The organism is Nocardiopsis sp. RV163, assembly GCF_001029525.1.
Lineage (GTDB): Bacteria > Actinomycetota > Actinomycetes > Streptosporangiales > Streptosporangiaceae > Nocardiopsis > Nocardiopsis dassonvillei.
This window is the reverse complement of the sequence record NZ_LEKI01000256.1, coordinates 1-4,530: the sequence shown is the minus strand read 5'-3', so window position 1 is coordinate 4,530 and position 4,530 is coordinate 1. Positions and strand designations below refer to the sequence as shown.

The 4,530-nt window shown below is 71.1% G+C and carries 4 protein-coding genes; all 4 read right to left on the bottom strand.

What is annotated here, in order from left to right; genetic code table 11:
• Positions 1-104: 104 nt before the first annotated feature.
• Positions 105-308 carry a helix-turn-helix domain-containing protein gene (locus ABD54_RS25455; RefSeq protein WP_013155995.1) on the bottom strand — a complete coding sequence of 68 codons (204 nt, stop codon included), beginning with the start codon at positions 306-308 and terminating at the stop codon, positions 105-107.
• A gap of 245 nt (positions 309-553) precedes the next feature.
• Positions 554-1,351 (bottom strand): phosphatase, encoded by a 798-nt coding sequence (locus ABD54_RS25450; RefSeq protein WP_047872089.1) that lies wholly within the window; start codon positions 1,349-1,351, stop codon positions 554-556.
• Positions 1,352-1,605: 254 nt separating this feature from the next.
• Positions 1,606-2,766, bottom strand: a complete 1,161-nt coding sequence (locus ABD54_RS25445) for an acetoin utilization protein AcuC (protein WP_047872088.1) — start codon at positions 2,764-2,766, stop codon at positions 1,606-1,608.
• Positions 2,767-2,927: 161 nt separating this feature from the next.
• Complete coding sequence (locus tag ABD54_RS25440) at positions 2,928-4,466, bottom strand: hypothetical protein (protein ID WP_047872087.1); 1,539 nt, start codon at positions 4,464-4,466, stop codon at positions 2,928-2,930.
• Between the last annotated feature and the right edge of the window lie 64 nt (positions 4,467-4,530).

Below are 4,530 nucleotides of genomic sequence, written 5' to 3'. Positions count from 1 at the left end.
GGGGTGGGAAGACCCCGGTGGGGGCGGTGTCCGTCAGTCACCGCCCCCCGGGTGTGTCGGCTGACCGGGGGCCGGGGGGCGGCCCCGGTCGGCCGGGCCCTGGATCAACCAGCCTCGACGAAAGCCTCGCGGAGGTAGTCGTGCACGGCCCGCTCGGGGACCCGGTAGGAACGCCCCACGCGAATCGCGGGGAGAACTCCCGAGTGCACCATTCGGTAAACGGTCATCTTGGACACACGCATGATCGTGGCTACCTCCGCCACGGTCAGGAACCTGACCTCTTCGAGAGGCGGCTTGCTCCCGTTCATCTTTCGACGCCCTCATTCCCGGACGTGAGCATTGTCTACCCTTGGGACCGGCGTGGTGTGCGGCGGCGACCCCGGTGTGCCGACCTCAAACCACGCCAGCGTGTCACGCTGTCACTACTGACACGTCCGTTTTCAGAGTAGAGCCGAGTTCGCCTCAGCGAAAGGCCGTTGGGCCTGTCTTCGGCGCTATGTGTTGATGGCGGGTCGGATGAGGTTTAACGGTGGGTATAAATGGTCTCCCCCACTCACAGTAGACCGGCCCGGGCGAGAACGTATTCGCGCAGCGGGGCGTAGTCCTCGGTCAGGTAACCGTCGTCCAAAGGCACCGTGACCAGTAGTTTCCCTTCGGCCTCGGCGAGGAAGAGGGCGGGGTCGTTGCAGTCGGCGAAGCCCATCGCGGGCACTCCCGCCTCACCGGCCGCACCCGCGAACCCGTGGTCGGCGATGACCAACTGCGGCCATGCCTCACCGCGGTCCGCGAGGTCCCCGAGGATGGCACGCATGGCGAAGGGGTGGTGGCTGTGACGGGCGAGACGACCATCCGTGACGATGGCGATGTCGTCCTCCCACACCACGATCCGCCGATTAGGGGGGCGCTCCGTGGTCACTTCGTAGGAATAGCCGCCACCAGCGGTGAGAACCTGGCACCCGCGCTCGGCGAGGGCGTCCTTCCAGGCGCGGTAGGTCTCGCGGAGGTTGCGCGGGTGGCCGGTGGCGAACAGGACCCGTTCCCGGCGCTCGGCGGCCAGGGCCAGCCGGTCGGCGAAGGCCTCCAGGGCGTCGATGGTCAGGTCGGGGTCGATGGTGTCGATACCCCACACGTACTCCTCGTCGGCCACCACGCCGCAGCGCTTGCTCATCAGCGCGAGGACCTCGGAGTAGGTCCAGTCGTGGGAGAAGGTGAGGCCGAACTGGTGGTAGGGGTCCTTCTGGACGAGCCGCCGGTAGTGCCGCAGGTTGTTCTGGCGCGGGGTGTCGACGTGCCCGGCGATTCCCGTGCGCACCAGATAGGTGATCAGTTCAGCGCGTGTCGGCGGCGTCACCTGGCGCTCCCCTTCCTCGTCTGCGCAGCGAGCGTGCGCCACGCTGGGCGGCCACCACGGCGCCTGCTCCTGTTCGCCCGGTATTCAACCTCTGTCCTACCCGCTTCGGACGCGACACGCGCGGCTACTCCGGAATTCACGCCGGTCGACACCGGGGTGTTATGGGAGCCGTCCCGTGAGCCGTCCGGAGTCCCGTGGGCCCCTGTGCTCACCGAATAGGCGGCCCTTCCGCGGTGCCGCGGAAGGGCCGCCCCCTACAGGCTCGGGTCGATCCCGTGGCTGGGGAAGACCGCGGTCCGGGTCGCGTGGATGGCCCGGTCCACCGGATCGCCCGGGTCGTAGCCGTCCACGAAGTGGTCGAAGACGACCTCGCGCCCGTCGGTCATGTACAGCGGCGCCAGCTCGCCCGTGCGCTGGCGCACGAAGTCGCGCCAGCCCTGCGGGGTCTCGGTTTCGGGGTCGACGGGGCGGCCCGCGGCCTCGCCCAGCAGGTGGGTCCAGGCGCGGGGGACGACGTGGACCAGCCCGTATCCGCCGCCGCCGAACAGCAGCCAGCGGCCGCCAGCCGTCTTGCGGGCCAGTTCGTGCAGCTCGGCGTAGGCGCGACGCTGGCCGTCCACGCTCAGGGTGAGGTTGGCGAGCGGGTCCAGGGCGTGGGTGTCGCAGCCCTGCTGGGTCACCAGGATCTCGGGCTGGAACTCGTGCAGCAGCGGCGGGACGACGGCGTCGAAGGCGCGGTGCCAGCCGTTGTCGCCGGTGCCCGCGGGCAGCGCGACGTTGACCGCGTACCCCTCGGCGTCCGGACCGCCGGTCTCGGATGCCTGGCCGGTGCCGGGGAACAGGGTCGCCGGGGACTCGTGGAGGCTGATGGTGAGTACGCGAGGGTCGTTGTAGAAGGCGTTCTGGACGCCGTCGCCGTGGTGGACGTCCACGTCCACGTAGGCGACGCGCTTGGCCCCCTGCTCCAGCAGCCAGGCGATGGCCAGGGCGGGGTCGTTGTAGACGCAGAAGCCCCAGGCGTTGCCGCGCATGGCGTGGTGCAGGCCGCCCGCGATGTTGGCCGCGTGCGCGGTCTCCCCGCTCCACACCGCCCGCGCGGCGGCCACGGACGCGCCGGAGATGAGCGCGGCGGCGTCGTGCATGTCCTTGAAGACGGGGTTGTCGGAGGTGCCCAGCAGGTGGACGTCGTCGGGCTCGAGCGTGCGGCCCGCGCGCTTGACCGCCTCGATGTAGGCGGGGTCGTGCACGAGGGAGAGGAGTTCGTCCGATGCGGGTTCGACGTCCAGGAGCCCGACCCCCGGCGCGTCCAGCACGCCGAGTTCGCGGCTGAGCGCCATGGTCAGCTCGACGCGTATCGGCGCCATCGGGTGCTGCGGACCGAAGTCGTAGGCCGTGAGTCCGTCGTCCCATGCCACCCGAAGCGAGCAGGACGTGCGCCCTCCCATGTGGTGACCCCCGTTTCAGGTGTGCGTGCTCCGAAGCACACAGTACGCACAACCGCACGCGTGGACGAACCCCGGGGTTGGCTGCCGGTCCGGCACGGGGGCGGACCCCCCGTGCCGGACCGAGGGACCCGCTACTCGGTGACGAAGTAGCAGGACTCGTACAGGTCGCCGCCGGAGAGGTCGACGGTTCCGTGCAGGGGCGCCGCCCCGAAGAGCGAGTCCTTCGAGGTGAGCAGCATCCGGTACTCGCCCGGTTCGAGTTCGACGCGCATGACGTCGCCGTCGTCGAAGCAGGAGTTGCCCGCGGGCGGCGAACTGTAGACCTCGCAGTCCTCGCACGCGGGGGTGATGACCTCCTCGTGGACGGCGTCCGGGCCGACGTAGAGGAACTGCATCTCGTACGGGGTGTTGTTGGTGATCTCCAGGACGCTCTTGTCGCTGCCGGAGCCGCCGGTGGGCGCGGGAGCGAAGTCGACCTCGCCGATCGAGGTCATGGCGTCCATCCTCTCCTCGATGCGCCCGGCGCCGATGTGGGTGACCATCCGGTCGACCTCGTCGGACTCGTGGTCGGGGTACTCCGCTTCCAGGAGGGCGACCATCTCGTCGGCGGTGTCGAGCGAGCCGCCGTCCACGCTCTCCCAGCCGCACCTGAAGGCGGCGTCGGGTCGCTCGGCGGCGATGCGCTCGGTGATCTCGGGAGCGGCGTCCCAGGCCAGGTCGGAGAACATGTCGATCTGGTCGAAACCCGCGCACCAGTACTCGGCGGCGTACTCCGCGGTGCCGACGTCGTAGAGCTCGGTGAGGGCGGTGGGGACCCGGCCCGCGGCCTCGGTGCCCTCGTAGTCCACCGGGATCACGGTGTAGATCTCGTGCGCCCGCCGCATGCTCTCGCGGTACTCGTCGGTGACCTCGCCCTCGAAGTGCTCGTCGGCCGAGGCCACCAGGTCGGCGGCGTAGGAGAGGTGGATGTCGGCGACCTCGCCGCCGGTGTCCTCCCAGCGGGCGGAGGGGTGCTCGAAGTAGGCGGCGTAGGAGTCCAGGGCCCGCCCGTACTCCTCGGCGGCGACGTCGGACTGGGCGCGCTCCAGGAGCGCGCATGCCTCGGAGCCCGCGCGGGCGCGCGACATGAGCGACGGGGAGAAGGAGAGCTGGAAGAGGTCCTCCACGCTCCCGTAGGCGGCGACGGCCTCTGAGGGGCCGCACTCGCCGCGGGCGTGGGCGGCGTCGGCGACGCGCAGCCGCCACTCCCCCGCCTGCCACACGCCGGTGAGGGTCACCAGAAGCGCGAGCGCCAGTCCGGCGGCGGTGAGGAGGGGCAGCGCCCGCTTGGAGGGCTGTTCCCCCCTGCCGATCAGGCGCTCGTCGCGGGAGCGGCCCGCGAACAGGCCGTGCAAGGCCGCGGCGGCGAACCAGGCCAGGAGGACCGGAACCCACAGCAGGAGGTTGTCCGCGGCCCCGAGGACGGCGGCGGTGACCAGCAGGCCGAGGGTGATGACGAGCGCGGCGGCGAAGAACGGCCACTGGCGCAGGTAGACGTACCCGGCTCCCGTGCCCGACGCGTTGAGCAGGGATGTGCGCAGCGCGGACGGGGAGGAGAACAGGCCGAGCCGGGGCGGCTTCGGAGGCGGCGGCGGGCCGAACTGCCCCGGCGGCGTTCCGCCGGGGGGCATGCCGCCGGGGGGAGGCCCCATCGGCGGCGGGCCGCCAGGGGGCATGCCGCCGATGGGGCCTCCC

Excerpts from the sequence above, each read along its gene's own strand:
- ABD54_RS25440 (WP_047872087.1), bottom strand. The coding sequence starts at position 4,466 with ATGCCCCCCGGCGGAACGCCGCCGGGGCAGTTCGGCCCGCCGCCGCCT.
- ABD54_RS25455 (WP_013155995.1), bottom strand. The coding sequence starts at position 308 with ATGAACGGGAGCAAGCCGCCTCTCGAAGAGGTCAGGTTCCTGACCGTG.